Below are 20,939 nucleotides of genomic sequence, written 5' to 3' on the forward strand. Positions count from 1 at the left end.
AACATTCCTTTCGCTGTATTAAGCACAACCGAGTTGTATATATGACAGCACACCAAACCTCCCCACCGCTGAGCGTGATCAGCGATCTGGCCCGTGATATGGCGCCCAGCCAACGCTTCCAGCAGTTGCTGGCGACCATCCGCCAGGTGTTACCCTGCGATGCCGCTGCGTTGTTGCAGTTGCGCGGCACCGAGCTGATCCCGCTGGCGGTAGATGGTCTGAGCACCGATACCCTTGGCCGGCATTTCGTGACCGATGATCACCCGCGCCTGGCCAGGATCTTGCTCAGCCATGAGCCCGTGCGTTTTGCCGCCGACTCGCCGTTGCCCGATCCCTATGACGGACTGCTGCATGCGGTGGAGGGTGACCTGCATGTGCATGATTGTCTGGGTATCGCGCTGTATCTGCAGGGTGTGCCCTGGGGCGTGCTGACGCTGGATGCGCTGAATGCCAATGCTTTCGATCAGATCGATCCGGCGGAGCTGCGCTATCTGGCGCGCCTGAGCGAGGCGGTAATTCGGGTGGCCGAGCTGACCAATCAACTGCAGAGCCGCACCGAGCATCACCAGGCCATGACCCAGGCGCTGGTCGCCGATGGGCAGCAACAACTGATCGGCAGCAGCCGGGCCATGCAGCAGTTGCAGCGGGAAATCGAGATGGTCGCCCACTCGGACCTGGCAGTGCTGATCACCGGCGAAACCGGAGTTGGCAAAGAGCTGGTGGCCCGGCAGGTGCACGGTCTGTCCAACCGCGCCCGGGCGCCGCTGATCTATCTCAACTGCGCCGCGCTGCCGGAAAACCTGGTGGAGAGCGAGCTTTTCGGCCACACCCGCGGGGCGTTTTCCGGGGCGGTGCAGAGCCGGGTCGGCAAGTTCGAACTGGCCCATGGCGGCACCCTGTTTCTGGACGAGGTGGGCGAGTTGCCGCTGACGGTGCAACCCAAACTGCTGCGCGCCCTGCAGAGCGGCGAAGTACAGCGGGTGGGTAGCGACAGTCATCACCAGGTGGATGTGCGCATCATTGCCGCCAGCAACCGGGACCTGCACCGCGAAGTGGCCGAGGGGCGCTTTCGGGCAGATCTCTATCATCGCCTGGGGGTGTATCCCATTGCCGTACCGAGTCTGCGGGAACGGCAAAAGGATGTGCTATTGCTGGCGGGGCACTTTCTCGAACAGAACCGCCGCCGCATCGGCTTGCGCGGCCTGCGCCTGGATGCCAGCGCCCGCGAGGCGTTGCTGGCTTACAGCTGGCCCGGGAATGTGCGTGAGCTGGAACACCTGATCAGCCGCGCCGTGCTCAAGGCCCAGGCCGGCCAGGATGGTAATCGGCGACTGCTGACCATCAGCGCCGAGTTGCTGGCACTCGGCGGCCCGCAGTCGGACATACCCCAACAGACGCTTGCCGCCACGGTAAATACGACTCTGCCGCTCGCCCAGAGCCTGCGCGACGCCACTGAGCACTTTCAGGTGCAGCTCATCCGCCAGGTGCTGGAAAAACACCAGAACAACCAAAGCCGCGCCGCCCGGGAGCTGGGTGTGGATCGGGGCAATTTCTCCAGGTTGGTGAGGCGGCTGGGGATCTGATCTCCCAGCATGCGCACGGGTTCCGGGGTGTAGCGCCCTGCTCCGCAATCGGGCGCTACGCCAGCCAGCCTCGCAGCGCACTCACACCTCCACCGGTTCTCCCACCCACCCCCATCTGCTAGACTCTCGCCCCTCATCACCCGGAGCCCGTCATGAATACCAATCTGCCCTATCACCGCTACCACCTCGCCCTGCTGATGAGCCTGTTCGACACGCTGCGGGCGCAGTCCGTGCTGATGGCCCAGGTGCCTGAGGAAAGCAACGTGCTGTTCCTGGAGCGCTTCGAGGAGATGGTGACGCAGCTGCAGTCAGGTGATCAGGACGCGCTGTACGCTGGCCAGGAGATCATCTGCCAGATCATCACCCGCTACCCCCAGGTCGCCCACATGATCCCGCGGGATCTGCTGTGGTACTTCGGTGGCGACTGCCTGCACTACATGCCTGATGAGGAGATCGCCCAGTATCAACTGCTGGATGAACACCAGGCACAGGCCGAGGCCCGCGGAGAAGAGTTTGATTGGGAGCAGGCGCGGCTGTTGCTGATGAGCGAGCATCTGCGTAATTCCTGAATCCGCGGAGCGCTGCCTGAAATAATGCTCATCGAGCTGGTGCTCGACGCTCCCAGGAAAGACAAAGCCAGCGCCCACTTCCTGGGACGGTCGAGCACCAGCTCGACCAGCGCACCAACCCGAAACTCCAACTGCCCATCGAGCTGCTGCTCAACGCTCCAGGAGAGACGGGCCCAACGCACAGTCCCCTGGGACGGTCGAGCACCAGCTCGACCAACGCACCAACCCGAAACTCCAACTGCCCATCGAGCTAATGCTCAACTCTCCCAGGAGAGACGCCCGACGCAGTCCCTGGGACGGTCGAGCACCAGCTCGACCAGCGCGCCCGCTTGATGCCCCGCCCTCTCACCCCAGCGCCGTATCCAGAAACATCATCACCCCAAAGCCCACCATCAACCCGATAGTCGCCGATGTCTGGTGGCCGTTGCGGTGGGTTTCGGGGATGACTTCGTGGGAGACGACGAAGATCATTGCGCCGGCGGCGAGACCCATGCTGACGGGATAGGCGACGGCGAAGGCACTGGACATGCCGATGCCGATCAACGCACCCAGCGGCTCCATCAGACCAGTCGCCGCGGCAACCAGGGCCGAGCGCATGGCTGACAGACCCGTCGTGCGCAGTGCCAGAGCGACGGCCAGGCCTTCGGGTATATCCTGGATGGCGATGGCCGATGCGATGGACAGGCCTACCGGCATATCCCCTGCGGCAAAGCCGACGCCAATCGCCATGCCTTCGGGGATGTTATGCAGGGTGATCGCCAGGACGAACAGCCAGACGCGGCTGATGCGATCGAATGCAGGGCCATGGTGGCCGCTTATTTCATGGTGATGCGGGGTGAAGTAATCGAGCCCCAGCATCAGCACCACACCCAGCCCCAGCCCGATCGCCACGGTCGCGGCGGCAGCCATGCTGTTGCCGAGAATATCCTCCGCTGCAGCGATCCCCGGCAGGATCAGCGAGAACGCGGCGGCGGCGAGCATCATGCCCGCGGCAAAGCCGAGCATGCTGTCTTGTCGCCGTACGGAAATGGCCTTCATGGAAAGGCCCAGGAAGGCGCCCAGCGACGTCGCCAAGAAACCTGCCGTACCACCCAGCAATGCGTGACGCAGGTTGATGGTGTTGCCGCCACTCACCGCGCTGACGACGCTGGCAATAATCAGCGCGAGAATGACCAATACCGCCCCGGCAAGGCCGAAGGAGATATAGGGACTGCGTTGGGCCTGGTCAATCCAGGCGCTGCGCAGCTCTGCTGCCAATGAGACGGTTTTTTCCATGATCGCTGCTTGCCGATGGTCTTGGTTGTCCGAAGTCTATCAGGTGACAATCCCGCGCACCGTTGATTCAGTGCAAGCGGATCATTGAGAAAATATATCGGGATAGGGAGGTTTCCGGGCAGCCTCTGCCACACTCAACTATATTGTGCTCTAACGATTTAGACCGTTGCGCTGATCCTTCCGCTGCGGGGGTAGGAAACGGTACCGAGGTAATGGACAGCATCCCAGAGCAGAGGGCATTTGCATGACAGACCAGACCTTTCAGTTAATCGCCATCAGCCTGTATTTCCTGGGGATGCTGGGTATCGGTTACTACGCCTATTTCCAGACCTCCAGCCTGGATGACTACATGCTGGCCGGCCGCAGGCTCCCACCGAGCGTCGCGGCCCTTTCTGCTGGCGCATCGGATATGTCCGGCTGGTTGTTGATGGGGCTGCCGGGCGCCATTTATACCACCGGCCTGGTGGAAGCCTGGATCGCCATCGGCCTGACCATCGGCGCCTACTTGAACTGGCGTTTCGTGGCACCGCGACTGCGCTCCTATACGGAGGTGTCCAGCAATTCGATCACTCTGCCGAGCTTTCTGGAGAGCCGCTTCAAGGACGGCACCCGCCTGCTGCGAATCACTTCGGGCCTCATCATCCTGGTGTTCTTCACCTTCTATGTATCCTCCGGCATGGTCGCCGGCGGGGTGTTCTTCGAGGCATCCTTCGACGCGCACTACCTGTTCGGCATGCTCCTGGTGGCCGGCATCACCTTGACCTATACCCTGTTCGGGGGCTTTCTGGGCGCCTCCCTGACCGACGTTGCACAGGGGTTGCTGATGCTGGCCGCGCTGATTGTCGTTCCTCTGATCACCGTTTTCAGCATGGGCGGCGTGAGCGAGACCATTGCCGCGATCAATGCCGCAGATGCAGCCCATAACCTGGCCAACCCGGATGACGAACTACATCGCACCTCCTTGCTGTTCGGCGGCAGCCTGCTGGCGATCATCTCGGCCGCGTCCTGGGGGCTTGGCTACTTCGGCCAGCCGCACGTCATCGTGCGCTTCATGGCCCTGCGTTCATCGGCTGACGCCAAGGCCGGTCGCCGCATCGGTATTGGCTGGATGATCCTGGTCGCCACCGGCGCGGTATTTACCGGCCTGATCGGCGTCGGCTATTTTCACGCCAGCGGACAGACACTGGATAACCCGGAAACCGTCTTCCTGCTGCTGTCACAGATTCTGTTCCACCCGCTCATCGCCGGCCTGGTACTGGCTGCCGTGCTGGCCGCGATCATGTCCACCGTCTCTTCGCAGCTGCTCGTCTGCTCTTCAGCGCTGGTCGAGGATCTGTACAAGATTTTCGGCAAGGAACTGTCGGTCTCGCAGCAGGTATTGCTGGGCCGTCTGGGCGTACTGGTCGTAGCGGTGATCGCCGCCCTGCTGGCCATTGACCCACGCTCCAACATTCTTGGGCTGGTCGCCTTTGCCTGGGCGGGATTCGGCGCGGCATTCGGCCCGATCATCCTGCTGTCGCTGTTCTGGCGCAAGCTCACCGCGATGGGCGCGCTGGCCGGGATGGTTGCCGGTGCCGTGGTGGTGGGTATCTGGGGCAATATTGCCAGCCTGCAGGCGCTGATGTATGAGATCGTGCCGGGCTTCCTGGCCTGCGCTGCGGTAGCCGTCGTCACGTCTCTGCTGACCAGGCGCCGGGCGAACGAACAGATCCAATCAGAGTTCAGCAAGATGGAATCGTACCAATGACCGGGCGCGCCCCAATGGCATCATCGCGTTGGCCGGATAGGACGGGGGTGTTCAGACCCGAATCGCAGACATGAAAAAAGGGCCTTTCGGCCCTTTTTTCACCAATCTGCAGACTCCAATGGATGCCTGCAGATCTATATTGGAGCGGGAAACGAGACTCGAACTCGCGACCCCGACCTTGGCAAGGTCGTGCTCTACCAACTGAGCTATTCCCGCAAATCTGACGCCGTAATGGCGTCCCCTAGGGGACTCGAACCCCTGTTACCGCCGTGAAAGGGCGGTGTCCTAGGCCACTAGACGAAGGGGACGTATCCGGACTTCACAGTGCCGAGGTATCAACCTTGGCTACTTGCTGCGTCTTCCGCGTTGCGTTGTTCGCTGCAAGTGGCGCGCATTTTAGGCATGGCCCCAGGGTCCGTCAACCCCCCAAGCCAATCTTTTTTCAGGTTTTTTTCAGGTTTTTGATTCTCCCCGCGAAAACCGTGGCCTACAGCTGTGATGAGAGTCTGGTCACAATAATCATCCAGCGCAAGCCCACCTGTCGCTCCAGCTGATTGTATTGAAATGATGGATATGGCATAACGACAGCTCGTGCCCATGGAGAGCTTTCCCTTGTCCCCTATGCTCATCGCTGCCCTCGTCATTGGCGGCTTGGCGATACTTATCTGTATCGGCTTCATCAATCAGGCGGTGGAGCGAGCGCGCCTGGAGCGCGCCCGCAAGCAATCCGAGCTGCAGGCACGCTGGAAGCACTGCGCAGCGCTCGCCGCAGAGATACCGGGCCAGTTCATGACCGCGGAGCTCAAAACGCTGCTGTTGCATATTGAAGCGTCGCTGCTGGAACGATTGATCCGGCTGGATAATAAACACACCGCCCATGCTGAGCAGTTGAAGGAAATACGCCAGCAGCTCGACAAGGGCGAGCCGCGTATCAACAATGCGCCAGTGGTGATCACCGATGAGGTGATCGCGCAACGGACCAAGCAACTGCTGAGTGACCTGCTCCGCTTGCTGGACCAGTCGCGGCAGGACGGTGTGCTGGACAATCCGGGCTTCCAACGCTGGAGCCAGGTGTTGAACCAATATCTGCTGCAAACCACCCTGACGATGTACCAGGCGGTCGCCAATAGCGCCCTGCAGTCCGGCAAGCCCCGGGTCGCCAAGTTGCAATATGAACGGGCAATCGACTTCCTGAACAAGCACCAGCAGGCCGATAAGGGCCAGCTGGCGGTGTTTCGGCAATTGCTGCTCAATGCTGAACAGGCTGCCTTGCAACAAGAGCGGGGCGCTGACCCCAGTACAAATGAGTTAAGCGCCGGTATACAGGCCCTGGAAGAAGACGATCAGGCCTGGAAGAAAAAAGCTCTGTACGATGACTGAGTTAACCCCTGACGGAATGTACCCCCATGTCCCTGATCCTCTACGGGGCGATTCTTTCGCCCTTCGTTCGCAAGATCCGCATTCAGCTCGCTGAGCAGAACATTGAGCATGAACTGGTCAACCAGACGCCCTTCATGCAGCCCGACTGGTATTACGAGATAAGCCCGCTGGGACGCATTCCGGCGATCAAGGACGGCGATTTGAGTCTGGCCGACTCCAGTGTGATTGCCCAGTACCTGCAGGAAACCCGCGATGGTATCCGCCTGTATGGCAGAACCCCGGCGGAAGCGGCGCGGGTGCGCTGGCTGGAAAAGTACGCAGACTATGAGCTCGCCGGCCCGGCGACCTTCAAGACGTTTTTCAACCGCGTGGTTCATCGGCTGATGGGCAAAGCCTGCGATGAAGAAGCGGTGCAGCAAGCTGTGAAGCAGGATCTGCCACCGCTGCTCGATTACCTGGAAACGCAGCTGGGCAACCAGCATTACTTCCTCGGCGACCAGTTCAGCATGGCGGACATTGCCGTGTGCAGCCAACTCATAAACCTGGCCCATGCCGGCGAGCTGATCGACGAAGAAACCTGGCCGGCCCTGTCCTCCCTGCTGAGCCGCGTCACCTCCCGCACCAGCGTGAGCAGCCTGTTGCCGGCGGAGCACCGGATCGTGGGCATGGTGAATGGCGCAAGCGTCTCCGCGACGTAAAAGGCCCTTCCCGGTGTAGCGCGCGGTTCGGGGTGTAGCACCTTGGCCCGCAATCGGGCGCTACGCCTGCGGCCTCGCCGCTACCTCAAACCCCGTCGTCGAGCCCGAGCGCGGACCGGGGTACGACAACCCGATAACCACGCTCCGGCACTACTTCTTCAGCAGTTCCCGCCCTACCCAAGACCGCGCAAATTGCCACGCACACCGGCCGTTGCGGTTACCCCGTGCCTGGGCCCAGCGAATGGCTTCTTTCTGCAGCTGTTCGCCCCACTCCCACTCCAACCCGTGCTCCGCCGCCATCGCCGTCAGCCAGTGCCGTACCACTTCGAGATAATGCTCCTGGCTGAACGGATAGAACGACACCCATACCCCGAAGCGGTCCGATAGTGCGATCTTCTCTTCAATCGCCTCGCCAGGGTGCAGTTCGCCATCGACCATACTGGCGCCAAGGTTGTCGCTGCGCTGTTCGGGCAGCAAATGCCGGCGGTTGGAGGTGGCGTAGAGCAGCAGATTGTCCGGCGTCGCCTCAACGGAGCCGTCCAGCACGGTTTTCAAGGTCTTGTAGGCACTGTCATCCGCCTCGAAAGCCAGGTCATCGCAGAACAGCAGAAAGCGCCAAGGCTGGTCAGCGATCTGGGTCACGAGCGCTGGCAGGTGAACCAGGTCGCCCTTGTCGATCTCGATCAGCCGCAGCCCCTGATCCGACCAGGCTGCCAGCAGCGCTCGCACCAGAGAGGACTTGCCCGTACCGCGAGCGCCCCACAGCAAGGCGTTATTGGCGGGCAGACCTTTGACGAATTGTTCGGTGTTAGCCTCAAGCAAGGCTTTCTGCCGATCAACGCCCACCAAATCACCCAACCCATGCCCCGCGGTAACCTCCAACGGCTTGAGCCACCCCCCGTCGCCCTGCCCCACCCACCGCGCCGCTGGCGTCTGGCTCCAGTCGATGACCGGCGGCACAGGAGGCAGGTTCCGCTCATAGCGATCAAGAAAGGCGACGACCCGCTGCATGAAGTCGGCGGTGGAGATATCGGACATGGTGATTTCCTGGCAGGTGAATGGGTGCGGCAATGTGTTTGCTATGGAAGAGGAAAATTGTTGGTGGGTCAACTGGTTGAGCAATGGTTATGGAAGGTCGAGCCAGATGATCAGCTTCGTTGGGCTGATGATGGCTCCTTCATCGAGCTGGTGCTCGACGTTCCCAGGAAAAACAAACCGGTGTTCCCTGGGAGGGTCGAGCACCAGCTCGACCAATGGCGGCGCAGGCAGACATCCCAGCCTGACCAAACATCGCCTATGAAAGCTGGCTAGTCCGCTCATCGAGCTGGTGCTCGACGTTCCCAGGAGAAGCAAGCCGGTGTTCCCTGGGAGGGTCGAGCACCAGCTCGACCAACGGCGGTGCGGGTAAACACCGCCGACCAAATCAGAGCACCACTCTATCTCGGCTCCAGTCGCAAACACACCGAGTTGATGCAATACCGCAGCCCGGTCGGGGGTGGGCCGTCGGGGAAGACGTGGCCGAGGTGGGCGTCGCAGCGGGCACAGAGCACTTCGGTGCGGTGCATGCCGTGACTGTAGTCCTCGGAGGTGGTGATGGCATCGTCGTTCACCGGCGCGTAGTAGCTGGGCCAGCCACAGCCGGCATCGAACTGGGTGTCGGTATCGAACAGCGGTGCATCGCAGCATACGCAGTGGTACTGACCAGGTTCACCCTTGAGGTGATACTCGCCGGAAAATGGCCGTTCGGTACCCTTGAGTCGGCATACCTGATACTGGGCGTCGTCCAGTTGGTCGCGCCAGGCGTCATCCGACTTGATTACTTTGTCCATATTTCCTCCGCAAGATTGTGTGTTCGGGCTTTCTTCGCCGGAACCGCAGTCGTATGATGCTCGCTTTGCTTTTGCGATCAAAGCCCCTCACCACCCGATGATTTACAGGTAAGTATCATGCAGGTTAGCAAGTCCAACAAATTGGCCAATGTCTGCTACGACATTCGCGGGCCCGTCCTGCGCCATGCCAAACGCCTCGAAGAGGAAGGTCACCGGATTCTCAAGCTGAACATCGGCAACCCGGCGCCCTTCGGTTTCGAAGCGCCCGAGGAAATCCTCCAGGACGTGATTCTCAACCTGCCCACGGCACAGGGCTACAGCGACTCGAAGGGGCTGTTCTCGGCGCGTAAGGCGGTGATGCATTACTGCCAGACGAAGAACATCCAGGGTGTCGGCATCGAGGATATCTACCTGGGCAACGGTGTGTCCGAGCTGATCGTGATGGCCATGCAGGCGCTGCTGAACAATGGCGACGAAGTGCTGATTCCCGCCCCGGATTATCCGCTGTGGACCGCGGCTGTCAGCCTGTCGGGTGGCAAGCCGGTGCATTATCTGTGCGATGAGCAATCGGAGTGGTACCCGGATATCGAGGATATCCGCAGCAAGATCACCCCCAACACCAAGGCGATGGTGCTGATCAACCCGAACAACCCTACCGGTTCGGTATACCCGCGCGAAGTGCTGGAGCAACTGGCCGAGGTGGCCCGCGAACACAAGCTGCTAGTTCTTGCGGACGAGATCTACGACAAGATCCTGTACGACGGTGCCGAGCACGATTCCTTCGCCGCTATCGCTCCGGATCTGCTGTGCCTGACGTTCAATGGTCTGTCCAAGTCCTACCGGGTGGCGGGTTTCCGTTCCGGCTGGATGATCATCAGCGGACCGAAGCAGAAGGCTGCAAGCTACATCGAAGGCCTGGAGATTCTGTCGTCCATGCGCCTGTGTGCCAACGTCCCATCGCAGCACGCCATTCAGACGGCGTTGGGGGGCTATCAGAGCATCAATGACCTGATCCTGCCTGGTGGCCGCCTGCTAGAGCAGCGTGATACCGCCTGGGAACTGCTCAATGATATCCCCGGAGTGAGCTGCACCAAGCCCAAGGGCGCGCTCTACCTGTTCCCGAAGCTGGATCCGAAGGTATATCCGATCCACAACGACGAGAAGATGGTGCTGGATCTACTGCTGCAGGAGAAGATTCTTGTGGTTCAGGGCACCGCCTTCAACTGGCCCTGGCCGGACCACTTCCGCATCGTCTCCCTGCCCCGCAAGGATGATCTGGAAATGGCGATTGGCCGGATCGCCAACTTCCTGCACGGGTATCGGCAGTAACGGGGTCAGGTTGTGGGAGCCGCTTTTCCGTAGGAGCGGCTCTTGGCCCGAAGCTCTTCTGCCAGGTCCATTCGCGGGCAAGCCCGCTCCTACAGGACAGTGCCGGCTTGCTCGCCATGAAGCGCTGCCCAAGAGCTCGGACTCGTTTCTTGTGGTAGCGGCCTTGATGCGAAGCTTTTCTATCAGCCGACCCACTCGCTCGCGCTCAACGCCCTACCCCGACACGCTTTGATACAGACTGCCGATTGAATCCCAACCGGCCAACCCCAAATATACGCCTAGCTATTAGCCTTAGGAGTTTCACTTAAATGATGCGTATTGTGCTTTTCCTGGCAACCAACCTTGCCATTCTGATGGTTGCCAGCGTCACCTTGAGCTTGCTGGGTGTCGGTAGCGTGCATGACGGTCAGGGCGGGATGAACCTGACATCGCTGTTGATCTTCTGTGCGGTATTCGGTTTTGCCGGTTCCTTTATCTCCCTGTTCCTGTCCAAATGGATGGCCAAGCGCGGTACCGGCACCCGGGTCATCACCCAACCGCAGACCCGCCAGGAGCAGTGGCTGGTGGATACCGTTGCTGAACTGGCGCGCGACGCCAATATCGGCATGCCGGAGGTGGGTATCTTCCCGTCGCGGGCGTCCAACGCCTTTGCTACCGGTTGGAACAAGAACGCTTCGCTGGTTGCGGTATCCGAGGGAATGCTGCAGCGCTTCAGCCCCAACGAGATTCGTGCGGTCATGGCACACGAGATCGGTCACGTGGCCAACGGCGACATGGTGACCTTGACCCTGATCCAGGGCGTGGTAAACACCTTCGTGATGTTCTTTGCACGCATCATCGGCAACTTCGTTGACCGGGCGGTGTTCCGCAACGAGGGTTCAGGTCCGGGGATCGGTTATTTCATCTCGACCATCGTGGCTGAGCTGGTGCTGGGTATTCTAGCCAGCATCATCGTGATGTGGTTCTCGCGCCAGCGTGAATTCCGTGCGGATGCCGCCGCAGCGCAGCTGACCGGTAGCGGCAACATGATCGCCGCCCTGGAACGTCTGCGCGCTGAACAGGGTATTCCGGTGGAGATGCCCGGCGAAATGACCGCCTTCGGCATCAACGGCAACCTCAAGAATGGCCTCGCCGGCCTGCTGATGACCCACCCGCCGCTGGAACAGCGTATCGCCGCGCTGCGCGCCGGGAATTATCGCTAACCGCAGATAGGTATCGGGCTCGCTTGTCGAGTGTAGCGCCCAGGCCCGCAATCGGGCGCTACACCTGAAGGCTTACAGTCTCCCGAACCCTTGTCGTCGAGCCCCGAAACCAGCGCTCGACGCACCTGTGCAAGGGGTTGTTTTTCGGGGTGTAGCGCACCTGCGCTACACCGGCGGGCTCCCAACTCCCCCCTTTCGCAAGCTTCTCCCCCCACTTTTGCTCCTTCCCCCAGGAAATATTCTGTCATCCCGTGGTCACAACCTTGGTCTATCCTTCGTTATGTCAGGCATCGCAGAGTTGCCGGCATTACCCGATTAGAACTGGTTTGGAGAAGATCATGAGTCTACAGGTACAGCAGAAACAGCGTTCTCTCACCGAATTTCTGCCCCGCCCGTCTCTGCAGGCACGGGGCTTTCTGGTGGATGAACATGGCCGGGAGATTGCCATTACCGAACGCATGATCCAACAGGCCTGTGAAGAGCTTGACCAGCAGTGGGTTGCGCCGCGCGCGGCCAATCGCTAACACCTGGGACGGTCGAGCACCAGCTCGACCAGCAGCGACGCAGGCAATACATCCCCCACCAAAACAAACATCGCGCCATGGAAGGTTGATCGCGGTGTTCCGCGGTCACCTTCCATGGCTGTCTGTTGACTCCGCTCATCGAGCTGGTGCTCGACGTTCCCAGGAGAAGCAAGCCGGTGTTCCCTGGGAGGGTCGAGCACCAGCTCGACCAACGGCGGTGCAGGCAGACATCCCGGCCAAACCAAACATCACACTATGGAAGCCGGCTAGTCCGCTCATCGAGCTGGTGCTCGACGTTCCCAGGAATCCAGCAGCTCATCCAGCGACATGATTCCGGGAAGAGGCCAATCCGGCAGACTCTTCAGCTCTCATCATCCGACACAAACCCCGCGGCCAGCAGGCGCCGGGCTACTTGAGGTTCGGACGTGGCGGTGCTGATCCGCAGCAGGTTGCATTCCCGGCGCAAGGGGTAGTCCTTGCGCAATCGATCGAACCCTTCCCGACTGGCCTGTTCTGATTCGGCAGCCGCGACCATGGCGCGCAGGCGGGCGTCATCGTCCCGTACGTCGTATACCTGCCGCAGGGCTTTGCTCAGCAGCCAGTCAGCCGGGGGGCCCGGTTCCATGATCCAGGTTCCCGCGCCGGTACGCGGCGCCAGTTGCTCCAGCGCCAGCGTCGCAGGGATATCAAGAAAGCGGCACAACGCCTGGTAGATCTGCGCAGTGCCGCGCAGCTTGCCATCGAGGCTGTAGCCGGCGATGTGCGGCGTCGCCAGGACGCAGCGGGCAGCCAGTTGCGGGTCGACCAGGGGTTCGGTTTCCCACACATCCAGCGCGACCAATAGATCCGGGCGCTGCGCCAGTACTGTGTTCAGGGCGGTATTGTCGATCACCGGCCCGCGGCTACTGTTGATCAACCAGGCGCCAGGGCGCAGGGCCGCCAGACGTTGCTCGTTGAGCAGGTGGTGGGTAGCGTGGGGGCCATCGCTGGTCAGGGGAACGTGACAGCTGATGACATCGCAGCGGCTGATCAACTCATCCAGCGTAATCATGCCGTCAGCGTCCTGCTCGGCCCGTGGCGGATCGCAGAGCAAGGTCTTGATGCCGAGCGCCTGCAGTGTGCAGGCCAGACGCGAGCCCACCTCACCCACGCCGACAATCCCCACCGTCTTGTCCTGCCAGGCACTGGCACTGCGCTCGGATAGTGTCAGCAGACAGCTCAGCACATACTCGACGACGCCCCGTGCATTGCAGCCGGGGGCGCTGGCAACCTCGACACCGGCTGCAGCCAGGCCCGGCAGGTCGAGATGGTCGGTGCCGATGGTGCAGGTGCCGACAAAGCGCACCGGGGTGCCAACCAGCATGGCGGCGCTGACCTTGGTCACCGAGCGCACCAGCAATACATCGGCGTCCTTCACCGAGGTGTGATCGATCAGGCGCCCCGGCAAGCGGGTCAGGCGGCCGAAGCCAGCGAGAAATTCATCGAGCAGGGGAATATTTTCGTCAGCGACTATGTGCATGATGCGGGTCCGTGATGAGCAATGACTTCATTGTCGGAGTGGTTACGGGCCCTGTCCAGCGGGGCCGCTTACAGGCAGTCGAGATTGAAATCGCTGAGTTGCAGCGTCGCCTGGGGGCGGTAATGCATCAGCAGCGCATCGATGAACCGTGCCGGGCGCTCAGGAATACCATCGTTCAGGTAAGAATGGACGTGCTCGACCACGCGCCTCTTGAAGGGGGTCGGATCGGTTGCGTCGCCGCTGAGGTTGTCCAGACTGACCCGGAACCCATGCCCGGCCGCCGCACAGAACAACCACTCCAGTGCCTGGGGCTTGACTTCAACCTGCTCGAAGGCGCTCTGCTGATCCCCGCTGCGGCCATCGGGAGCGTACCAATAGCCGAAGTCCACCTGCTGACGACGAGCCGCACCCGCGACGCACCAGTGGGCGATCTCGTGCAAGGCGCTGCGGTAATAATCCCGGGTGAAGATGATCCGGTGCATGGGCTCGTCGGCATCGGCCGGCAGGTACACCGGTTCGGACGCGCCACCGACCAGCCGAGTATTGAAATCAACGGCGAAACAGTCTGCGAACAGGCGGATCAGATCCTGACAATCGTAATTCATTGAATGATGGACAATATTCGGCAAATTGATAGGATGGTCTGCTTTTTTCTCCGATGCCGCTGCATCAGGCTGATGATCAGATGACCCAAAACCTCCCTTCCCGCGGGCGCCGCAGTGTAACAGAATTGCGTGCGCTGATCTGGCTCGCGCTGCCTATCATCGCGGCGCAGATGTCGCACACCCTGCTGGGCTTCGTCGATACGGCCATGGCCGGCCGGGTGAGCGCGGTCGACCTGGCGGCCGTCGCCCTGGGGAATTCCTTCTGGGTGCCGACGCTGCTGTTTCTGACCGGTGTGCTGATGATCATCACCTCGAAGGTGGCTGCCAGCAATGGGGCCGGCCGCCCCGAGGAAACCGGCCCGCTGGTGCGTCAGGCGGTCTGGCTTGGGCTGTGTCTCGGGGTGCTTTGCGCTGTGGCGCTGTTTTCGGTTGAGTCGTTGCTGTACTGGGCCGGTGTACAGGAAGAGTTGATTCCCAAATCAGTGGATTACATCAGGGCAGTGGCTCTGGGCTTTCCCGCGATAGGCATGTACCAGGCGCTACGCGGCTTGAGCGACGGCCTGTCACGCACCAAGCCGACCATGGTGATCGGCTTTCTCGGGCTGGCGCTCAACGTGCCAGCCAATTATGTGCTGGTTTACGGCAAGCTGGGCTTTCCCGCCATGGGCGGCGTCGGTTGTGGCGTCGCCACCACGTTGGTGATGTGGTTCATGCTCGGCTGCATGTTGATCTATCTGAAGCGGTCGAAAATCTATGACGCCTGCCGGCTGTTCGAGCGCTTCGAATGGCCACGCTGGGCGGTGCAGCGGCACCTGCTGGGGCTGGGTCTGCCAATCGGCATATCGCTGTTTTCCGAAACCAGCATGTTTGCCCTGATCGCCCTGCTGATCGGCAGCCTGGGCGCGGTAGTTGTGGCCAGTCACCAGGTGGCGCTCAACCTCAGCTCGATCGTGTTCATGGTGCCCTTCAGCCTGGGGTTGGCCATCACCGTGCGGGTGGGTCACAGCCTGGGCATGGATGGCGCCCGGGCGGGTCTGTTCGCGGCCAAGGTGGGGATCACCGTGGCGCTGCTGTTTGCCTTCCTGGCAGCGTCAAGCTTCTACCTGCTGGATGACCTGCTGCCTCGCCTGTATACCAATGACCCCGAGGTGCTGGCGCTTTCGACCGCTCTGCTGTTCTATGCGGCGCTGTACCAGTTTTCCGATTCGGTGCAGGTCGCCTGCGCCGGGGCGCTGCGCGGTTATCAGGACACCCGTATTCCCATGTTGTTGACCCTGGTCGCCTACTGGCTGATCGGCCTGCCCAGCGGTTATATCCTCGGCTTGACCGATCTCTACGGCCCGGCACGAGGGCCGGCAGGGTTCTGGCAGGGATTGATCATCGGATTGAGTGCAGCGGCGCTGTTTCTATCGCTGCGGCTGGCGGTTATTGGCGGGCGACGCAAGCGGCGGTTTCCGCAGGATCGGAGTCACTTGGTGGAGTGAGGCTGGAGGTCGAGCAACCTCCACCTTCTCCAGAGTCATTGCGCGAATCTTTTTTGCAGGAGCGGCCTTGGCCGCGAAGCTCTTCTGCCAGGCCCTGCGCGGGCAAGCCCGCTCCTACACGTGAACCCTGGCTAGGCGCCCTTGCGGATCAGATACCAGAACTCCCCGCCCCGCTCTCCCTGCTCCATCAGCTCATGCCCCAGAAAACTGCAGAATCGCGGAATATCCCGTTGTGTCGAGGGGTCGGTGGCGAGGACTTCCAGGCATTCACCGGCAGCTATATCACGCACCGCATTGTGCAGCAGCATGACCGGCTCCGGGCACATGAGCCCGCGGGTGTCGAGTTGGGTAGGTTCGGTTGACATGGCAATACACAGCTCTGAAACGTAATGCTGGATTATCCGCAAAACACCGGCCACTTGCCAGTCGCGACGTCCCGGTCAACACTGACGGTATCCATCATCAAGAAGGAGTGACCATGATCAAGGTGTTGATCGAACGCATCATTGCCGAAGGGCTCGAAGAGCCTTACGAAGCTGCGGCCCGCGGCATCCTGCAGCAGGCCATTCAGTCGCCGGGATACCTGTTCGGGGAATCGTTCACCGACCTGCAACATCCCAATCACCGCTTCGTGATAGTGACCTGGCAAAATATCCGTTCGTGGGAACGCTGGGAGCAATCACCGGAGCGCCGGGAATGCCTGACGGCCTTCGCCCCGATATTGGTGGAGGAGGAAAAGATCACTTTGCTGGAGCCGCTATAGTTTGCGGCGGGAGAGTTTTTCGGGGTGTTACACCCCGAAAACCAGTAGCTTACTGCTCCACCTTGTAGCTCGCCGCATGCAGTATCCGCACGTGGCAGGTCACTTCTTCCCGGTCGGTATACAGCTGCTTGCAGGCGATATGGGCGCGGATGTTGGCTTCGTCCAGCGCATCCTGCACGTGCTCCAGGCATTGCATGACTTCCCGGTAGCGTTGCTTCATCGGCAGCTTGAAGTTGACGATAGCTTCACGGCACCAGCCACGGGTCAGCCAGCGGGAGAGCATGGCGCTGCTGCGGGCGGGTTTGTCGACGATGTCGCAGACCAGCCATTGCACCGGCTTTTTCGGCTTGAACATGTAACCGTCGGCTTCCACATGTTCGACCTGGCCGCTGTCCATCAGGCTTTTTGCCATGGGGCCGTTATCCACGGCGGTGACCTTCATGTGGCGATTGACCAGTTGCCAGGTCCAGCCGCCAGGTGCGGCGCCCAGGTCGACGGCGGTCATGCCTGGCGCCAGGCGCTTATCCCATTCATCCCGAGGGATGAAGTGGTGCCAGGCTTCTTCAAGCTTCAGCGTCGAGCGACTGGGTGCGTCGCGCGGCACCTTGAGCCGTGGGATGCCCATCGGCCAGGGTGCGGCATTGCCGGCCCAGGACCAGCCGACGAAGAGCCGCTCGCCGCTCTCAAAGAATACGTGCAGTCGCGGCGCATCGGTTTTTGCCGGGCGCACGAAACGGGTCTTGGTCAGTGCTGTTTCCAGGGGGCGACCGAGCTTTTTGGTCAATGCGGCGAGCGCCTTGCCGTCGTTGGTGTCGGCGGTTTCCAGCCACATGCTGGATGCGATGGGGCCTTTGGCGCAGGCGCTGATAATCGGCGAGATGCGGTCGTCAGCCGGAACGTCGAGCCAGGTACCTACCGCCCATTGGCGAACGAAGATCAACTGGCGGAAATCAAGCTTGCGCATCAACCGGCCGGCATCACCGTCTTCGGGGCAGACAAAACGCACCACGGCAGCGCCGTCGCGGGTGATGGGATAGCCAGCGATGCCCTTCTGCGCCGACAGCTCCTGCATTTCGGCGGCGACTTCGCTTTCAAAACCCGGACGACAGTGCAACAACAATTCCTGCATGACAAACCCCAAAGGTGAGAACGGGCGCTACTGTAACGCCGCCGGGGGGTGTGGTGCCAGCGGCAATACAGGTCAATGGTCAGCTACGAGCCGGTACCAGAGGGAGCGGGCTGGCCCGCGAAAAGCCTGTCAGCAGACAGGAGGCGCCGGCTGATGGAAAAGCTTCGCAGCCTTGCGCAGCAGGCGCAGCATCTCTGCCACCTGCGGCACCCGTGGCGAGTGGATGTCGCCAATGATCAACGGCGGCTTCACGCAGCGCAAGGTTGTGAGCCAACGCCATTTCCATCCCAAGCTTGTTTCGTGAATGGCGCCTATGGTCACTGCCGACAAATAATGAATCAAACTCATCATGTTAATGCTAAACTTCGATTTCACTCATGAGGAAGGATGGACTCATGCTCGAACTGCGCCATTTGCGTACGCTGCTGACACTCCGCGAAGCCGGCAGTCTGGTCGAAGCTTCGGAACGGCTGCACCTGACGCAGTCGGCGCTGTCCCATCAACTGAAGGATCTGGAGCAGCGCCTGGGTACCAGCCTGTTCGTGCGCAAGACCAAGCCAATCCGCTTCACGACTGCCGGCCTGCGCCTGCTGCGTCTGGGCGACAATGTATTGCCTCAGGTACGGCAGGCGGAACGGGACCTGCAGCGGTTGTCCGGCGGCCAGGCGGGCCGGTTGCACATGGCAATCGAATGCCACAGCTGCTTCCAATGGCTGATGCCGACCATTGATCAGTTCCGCAATGCCTGGCCGGAGGTGGAAGTGGATTTCGCCTCCGGATTCTTCTTCGCGCCGCTGCCAGCACTGGCCCGCGGGGAGCTGGACCTGGTGGTGACGTCCGATCCGCAGGATATCCCGGGGCTCAGTTATGTGCCGCTGTTCACCTATGAGGCGATGTTGGCCATCGGCAATCAACACCGGCTGACCGAGCGCAATCACATAGAACCCCAGGACCTGGCTGGCGAGACGCTGATCTGCTACCCGGTGGAACGTAACCGGCTGGATATCTTCACCCAGTTTCTGGAACCTGCCGGCGTCGAACCGGCGGATGTGCGCAATGCAGAACTGACAATCATGATGATGCAGTTGGTCGCCTCGGGCCGTGGCGTGTGCTGCCTGCCGAGCTGGGCGATTACGGAATATCTGCAACGCGGCTACGTCAGCGCTCGCCCATTAGGGCGCGATGGATTGTTCGGTACGCTGTATGCGGCGGTACGCGAAGACATGCTGGATATGTCGTACCTGCAGGATTTCCTGCTGACAGCGAAGGACATTTCCTTTGCGACGCTGGAGGGGGTGACAGCCAAGACGGTGGGGTAAGCCGCCCGGCTCTAACTCCGCTGTCGCCGCGCTGATGTGCGACAACCCGAGACCTCACTCAATGCCACAATCGTATTCAAGACCGTCTCGCCATGGCGTTTTGACATCCTTATGACACTTGACTGCCAAAACGAGAACAACATCAACTTGTCTCAATTTTCACCCGTATAGGCGAGTGTCGCCCTCATGAACGGAGTCTAGGGTTTGTCTCGGACTGATAGCAATATCTGTCCAGCTATCCCTATAAGAAACCAACAAGAGACTCCCATCATGAAAGCACCTGCATTCAAGTTAACCGGTCTGGCTATGGGCATGTTGCTCTCTGCCGGCGCCATGGCGATCAACCCTGGCAATCCCGACCCAGATCCAGGTACGGGCTCCGGCTTCCCCGGCGTGTCCGACTTCGCGGCCAGCGGTCCTTTTTCGGTTACCAACAGCAACGTCAATACCACCTGCGCCGTCTACCGCCCGCGTACGCTGGGCGAGAATGGTCTGCAGCATCCAATCATCCTGTGGGGTAACGGTACCGGCAGCTCGCCCAGTACCTACGGCTCGCTGCTGCAACATTGGGCCAGTCATGGCTTTGTGGTCGCGGCGGCACGTACTTCCAATGCCGGGTCCGGCGAACAGATGATCGCCTGCCTGAATTATCTGGTGGAACAGAATGGCCGCAGCACCGGCACCTTCGCCGGCAAGCTGAATGTCAATCGCGTCGCCACTGCCGGCCATTCCCAGGGGGGTGGCGGCAGCATCATGGCAGGCCAGGATAGCCGCGTGACAGTGACCGCCCCCTTCCAGCCATACACCATCGGCCTCGGCCATCGCAGCTCTTCCCAGAGCAATCAGAACGGCCCGATGTTCCTGATGACCGGTGGTGGCGATACCATCGCTTCGCCGACACTCAACGCGCGGCCGGTATTCAACCGGGCCAACGTGCCGGTGTTCTGGGGTGAGCGACGCTCGGCGAGCCATTTCGAGCCGGTTGGCAATGGCGGCGATTATCGCGGCCCGTCCACCGCCTGGATGCGTTACCACCTGATGGATGACGAGAGCGCCGAAGGTACTTTCTATGGCAGCAACTGCGGGCTGTGCCGCGATACTCGCTGGGATGTGCAGCGCAAGGGCATCAACTGATCTGACTTGAGCGGTGCATCAGGCCAGTCGCTTGCGGGCGACTGGCCTTTTTTATGTCCGCTGGCCACAAACCGTTCCGCTGCTTCGCTAGTCGCCTATTTGTCTCGCAGGTTAATTTTGGCTGTGACTGTCCAGTCCTCGATGTTTTTACCATGGACGGGACACTTTTATCCTTGGTATCATCCAGCCATTATTATCGCAAGTACAATATCAAGGCATATTTATGAGCACCCCCGCTACACCTCTGTCCCTGGCTTTGTCCCAACGCAAGTCCGATGAACGTGCTACGCCATTGACAGCCTTTCGCATGGCGCGCCGCTGGTGGCTCGAAGGCCGCCGGCTGAACCTGTCGCTGCTGGCCGAGGAACTGGGCGTTGGCCGCGCCACCCTCATGCGCTGGGTCGGCAACAAGGACCTGCTGATGGGCGAGATTCTCTGGTCGCTGTACAAGGGCATCTATGATCAGGCGATCGAGAAAGCCAAAGTCGATCATCCGCAAAAAGGCATCGATTTCCTGGGTCAGATCTACAACGACGTCAATATTGCACTGATCAATGCCAAGCCGATGCATGACTTCCTGGCTGCCGAGCCGCAATGGGGCTTGCAGCTGTTGACGTCCAACCTTTCCGGTCTGCAGAAGCGGCTGATCGATGAATGGCAGGCGCTGTTCGAAGAGGAAATCAAAGCCGGCCGGATTAACCCGGAAATGGATGCCGACAGCCTGGCCTATTACATCATTCGCATTGGTGAAGGGGCCATCTACTGTGACCTGATCTGCGGTCGCACGCCTGACCCGGTGCGCGCCGCCCAGGCGTTCCGCCTATTGGCCAACGGCCATACCCGATAGGGC

Annotated in this window: 23 protein-coding genes and 2 tRNA genes; 14 read left to right on the forward strand and 11 right to left on the reverse strand. The window is 60.8% G+C overall.

The features are described from left to right. Positions 1 to 41 precede the first annotated feature (41 nt). Together norR and BM267_RS01375 are read left to right on the forward strand one after the other, a co-directional pair. Complete coding sequence (gene norR / locus BM267_RS01370) at positions 42 to 1,583, forward strand: nitric oxide reductase transcriptional regulator NorR (RefSeq protein ID WP_074778302.1); 1,542 nt, start codon at positions 42 to 44, stop codon at positions 1,581 to 1,583. A gap of 152 nt (positions 1,584 to 1,735) precedes the next feature. Beyond that, positions 1,736 to 2,152 carry a PA2817 family protein gene (locus BM267_RS01375; RefSeq protein WP_074778300.1) on the forward strand — a complete coding sequence of 139 codons (417 nt, stop codon included), beginning with the start codon at positions 1,736 to 1,738 and terminating at the stop codon, positions 2,150 to 2,152. 345 nt (positions 2,153 to 2,497) lie between these two features. On the opposite strand, the gene BM267_RS01380 is transcribed toward BM267_RS01375, so the two are convergent. Beyond that, positions 2,498 to 3,427, reverse strand: a complete 930-nt coding sequence (locus tag BM267_RS01380; protein ID WP_036989477.1) for a ZIP family metal transporter — start codon at positions 3,425 to 3,427, stop codon at positions 2,498 to 2,500. Between the two features lie 244 nt (positions 3,428 to 3,671). Between BM267_RS01380 and putP the strand changes: the two genes are divergently transcribed. Continuing rightward, the gene (putP, locus tag BM267_RS01385) at positions 3,672 to 5,174 is read left to right on the forward strand and encodes a sodium/proline symporter PutP (protein ID WP_074778299.1); all 1,503 of its coding nucleotides are present in this window, start codon (positions 3,672 to 3,674) and stop codon (positions 5,172 to 5,174) included. A gap of 140 nt (positions 5,175 to 5,314) precedes the next feature. Here putP and BM267_RS01390 read toward each other — a convergent pair. The 3 genes from BM267_RS01390 to BM267_RS16640 form a co-directional block, all read right to left on the reverse strand. Beyond that, positions 5,315 to 5,390, reverse strand: a tRNA-Gly gene (locus tag BM267_RS01390). A 16-nt stretch (positions 5,391 to 5,406) separates the two neighbouring features. After that, positions 5,407 to 5,482 (reverse strand) — tRNA-Glu (locus tag BM267_RS01395). A gap of 27 nt (positions 5,483 to 5,509) precedes the next feature. Next, the gene (locus tag BM267_RS16640) at positions 5,510 to 5,773 is read right to left on the reverse strand and encodes a hypothetical protein (protein ID WP_136869732.1); all 264 of its coding nucleotides are present in this window, start codon (positions 5,771 to 5,773) and stop codon (positions 5,510 to 5,512) included. A 13-nt stretch (positions 5,774 to 5,786) separates the two neighbouring features. Between BM267_RS16640 and BM267_RS01400 the strand changes: the two genes are divergently transcribed. Next, entirely contained in the window at positions 5,787 to 6,554 is a 768-nt protein-coding gene (locus BM267_RS01400) for a hypothetical protein (RefSeq protein ID WP_143063013.1), read from the forward strand. A 26-nt stretch (positions 6,555 to 6,580) separates the two neighbouring features. Further along, complete coding sequence (locus BM267_RS01405) at positions 6,581 to 7,252, forward strand: glutathione S-transferase family protein (RefSeq protein ID WP_074778295.1); 672 nt, start codon at positions 6,581 to 6,583, stop codon at positions 7,250 to 7,252. A gap of 150 nt (positions 7,253 to 7,402) precedes the next feature. Here BM267_RS01405 and BM267_RS01410 read toward each other — a convergent pair whose 3' ends face one another. Then, complete coding sequence (locus tag BM267_RS01410) at positions 7,403 to 8,290, reverse strand: ATP-binding protein (RefSeq protein WP_074778293.1); 888 nt, start codon at positions 8,288 to 8,290, stop codon at positions 7,403 to 7,405. A 63-nt stretch (positions 8,291 to 8,353) separates the two neighbouring features. On the opposite strand from BM267_RS01410, the gene BM267_RS01415 reads away from it, so the two are divergent. Next, entirely contained in the window at positions 8,354 to 8,563 is a 210-nt protein-coding gene (locus BM267_RS01415; protein WP_143063012.1) for a hypothetical protein, read from the forward strand. A gap of 125 nt (positions 8,564 to 8,688) precedes the next feature. Here BM267_RS01415 and msrB read toward each other — a convergent pair whose 3' ends face one another. Next, positions 8,689 to 9,081: a peptide-methionine (R)-S-oxide reductase MsrB gene (gene msrB / locus BM267_RS01420; RefSeq protein WP_036993443.1), complete on the reverse strand. Its 393-nt coding sequence runs from the start codon at positions 9,079 to 9,081 to the stop codon at positions 8,689 to 8,691. A 117-nt stretch (positions 9,082 to 9,198) separates the two neighbouring features. Between msrB and BM267_RS01425 the strand changes: the two genes are divergently transcribed. The 3 genes from BM267_RS01425 (at position 9,199) to BM267_RS01435 (ending at position 12,136) form a co-directional block, all read left to right on the forward strand. Then, positions 9,199 to 10,410 (forward strand): pyridoxal phosphate-dependent aminotransferase, encoded by a 1,212-nt coding sequence (locus BM267_RS01425; protein WP_036993444.1) that lies wholly within the window; start codon positions 9,199 to 9,201, stop codon positions 10,408 to 10,410. Positions 10,411 to 10,718: 308 nt separating this feature from the next. Continuing rightward, complete coding sequence (htpX, locus tag BM267_RS01430) at positions 10,719 to 11,612, forward strand: protease HtpX (RefSeq protein ID WP_036993446.1); 894 nt, start codon at positions 10,719 to 10,721, stop codon at positions 11,610 to 11,612. A gap of 338 nt (positions 11,613 to 11,950) precedes the next feature. Further along, positions 11,951 to 12,136 carry a PA1571 family protein gene (locus BM267_RS01435; RefSeq protein ID WP_036993447.1) on the forward strand — a complete coding sequence of 62 codons (186 nt, stop codon included), beginning with the start codon at positions 11,951 to 11,953 and terminating at the stop codon, positions 12,134 to 12,136. A 361-nt stretch (positions 12,137 to 12,497) separates the two neighbouring features. Here BM267_RS01435 and pdxB read toward each other — a convergent pair whose 3' ends face one another. Together pdxB and BM267_RS01445 are read right to left on the reverse strand one after the other, a co-directional pair. Then, entirely contained in the window at positions 12,498 to 13,655 is a 1,158-nt protein-coding gene (pdxB, locus tag BM267_RS01440; protein ID WP_074778289.1) for a 4-phosphoerythronate dehydrogenase PdxB, read from the reverse strand. A 68-nt stretch (positions 13,656 to 13,723) separates the two neighbouring features. Continuing rightward, the gene (locus BM267_RS01445) at positions 13,724 to 14,260 is read right to left on the reverse strand and encodes an elongation factor P hydroxylase (protein WP_074778287.1); all 537 of its coding nucleotides are present in this window, start codon (positions 14,258 to 14,260) and stop codon (positions 13,724 to 13,726) included. 80 nt (positions 14,261 to 14,340) lie between these two features. Between BM267_RS01445 and BM267_RS01450 the strand changes: the two genes are divergently transcribed. Beyond that, positions 14,341 to 15,744 (forward strand): MATE family efflux transporter, encoded by a 1,404-nt coding sequence (locus BM267_RS01450; RefSeq protein ID WP_074778748.1) that lies wholly within the window; start codon positions 14,341 to 14,343, stop codon positions 15,742 to 15,744. 131 nt (positions 15,745 to 15,875) lie between these two features. Here BM267_RS01450 and tusA read toward each other — a convergent pair whose 3' ends face one another. Continuing rightward, on the reverse strand, positions 15,876 to 16,109 hold the full coding sequence (gene tusA / locus BM267_RS01455; protein ID WP_036993451.1) for a sulfurtransferase TusA: 234 nt from the start codon (positions 16,107 to 16,109) through the stop codon (positions 15,876 to 15,878). Between the two features lie 113 nt (positions 16,110 to 16,222). Between tusA and BM267_RS01460 the strand changes: the two genes are divergently transcribed. Continuing rightward, positions 16,223 to 16,507, forward strand: a complete 285-nt coding sequence (locus BM267_RS01460) for an antibiotic biosynthesis monooxygenase family protein (protein ID WP_074778285.1) — start codon at positions 16,223 to 16,225, stop codon at positions 16,505 to 16,507. A 49-nt stretch (positions 16,508 to 16,556) separates the two neighbouring features. On the opposite strand, the gene rlmM is transcribed toward BM267_RS01460, so the two are convergent. Next, entirely contained in the window at positions 16,557 to 17,636 is a 1,080-nt protein-coding gene (gene rlmM / locus BM267_RS01465) for a 23S rRNA (cytidine(2498)-2'-O)-methyltransferase RlmM (protein WP_074778283.1), read from the reverse strand. Between the two features lie 129 nt (positions 17,637 to 17,765). After that, positions 17,766 to 17,987, reverse strand: a complete 222-nt coding sequence (locus BM267_RS16645; RefSeq protein ID WP_143063011.1) for a hypothetical protein — start codon at positions 17,985 to 17,987, stop codon at positions 17,766 to 17,768. A 44-nt stretch (positions 17,988 to 18,031) separates the two neighbouring features. Here BM267_RS16645 and BM267_RS01470 point away from each other — a divergent pair, with 44 nt between their 5' ends. The 3 genes from BM267_RS01470 to BM267_RS01480 all read left to right on the forward strand — a co-directional run bounded on the left by BM267_RS01470 (position 18,032) and on the right by BM267_RS01480 (position 20,936). Next, positions 18,032 to 18,955 carry a LysR family transcriptional regulator gene (locus BM267_RS01470; protein ID WP_036993456.1) on the forward strand — a complete coding sequence of 308 codons (924 nt, stop codon included), beginning with the start codon at positions 18,032 to 18,034 and terminating at the stop codon, positions 18,953 to 18,955. A 270-nt stretch (positions 18,956 to 19,225) separates the two neighbouring features. After that, positions 19,226 to 20,089, forward strand: a complete 864-nt coding sequence (locus BM267_RS01475; RefSeq protein ID WP_074778281.1) for a poly(ethylene terephthalate) hydrolase family protein — start codon at positions 19,226 to 19,228, stop codon at positions 20,087 to 20,089. A 223-nt stretch (positions 20,090 to 20,312) separates the two neighbouring features. Beyond that, positions 20,313 to 20,936 carry a QsdR family transcriptional regulator gene (locus tag BM267_RS01480; RefSeq protein WP_083392397.1) on the forward strand — a complete coding sequence of 208 codons (624 nt, stop codon included), beginning with the start codon at positions 20,313 to 20,315 and terminating at the stop codon, positions 20,934 to 20,936. Positions 20,937 to 20,939 lie beyond the last annotated feature (3 nt).

It is taken from the genome of Halopseudomonas bauzanensis, from assembly GCF_900114735.1.
In the GTDB taxonomy this organism is placed as follows: Bacteria; Pseudomonadota; Gammaproteobacteria; order Pseudomonadales; family Pseudomonadaceae; genus Halopseudomonas; species Halopseudomonas bauzanensis.